General features: G+C 66.6%; 1 protein-coding gene. It reads left to right on the forward strand.

What is annotated here, in order from left to right:
- Positions 1–320 (forward strand): HK97-gp10 family putative phage morphogenesis protein (locus D4754_RS23800; RefSeq protein ID WP_121068649.1); only part of this gene is annotated, 320 nt, incomplete at both ends.

Raw genomic sequence — 320 nt, forward strand, 5'->3', positions numbered from 1 at the left:
CTCGAGCGCGAGCTTGAGAAGCTGAGCCAGGCCGCGGGCAAGGGCGCCCTGCGGCGTTCCCTGAAGAAATCTGCCACGCCATTGGCGGAGAAGATGCGGGACCGCGCTTCGGAGGCAGAGGGCGACCTGAAGGAAAGCATTGCGGTTTCGACCAGGCTTTCGCCGCGCCAGCGCAAACTGCACCGCAAGACGGTCCGGGACGACAAGGCATCGGTCGAAATGTTCGTGGGCGCCGGGCCGCTGCCGCAGGCGCATCTCGAGGAATTCGGATCGATCCACAATGCGCCGCGCCCCTTCGCGCGTCCTGCCTGGGACAGCGA

The sequence above is a fragment of the Chachezhania antarctica genome (assembly GCF_003646465.1).
In the GTDB taxonomy this organism is placed as follows: Bacteria; Pseudomonadota; Alphaproteobacteria; order Rhodobacterales; family Rhodobacteraceae; genus Chachezhania; species Chachezhania antarctica.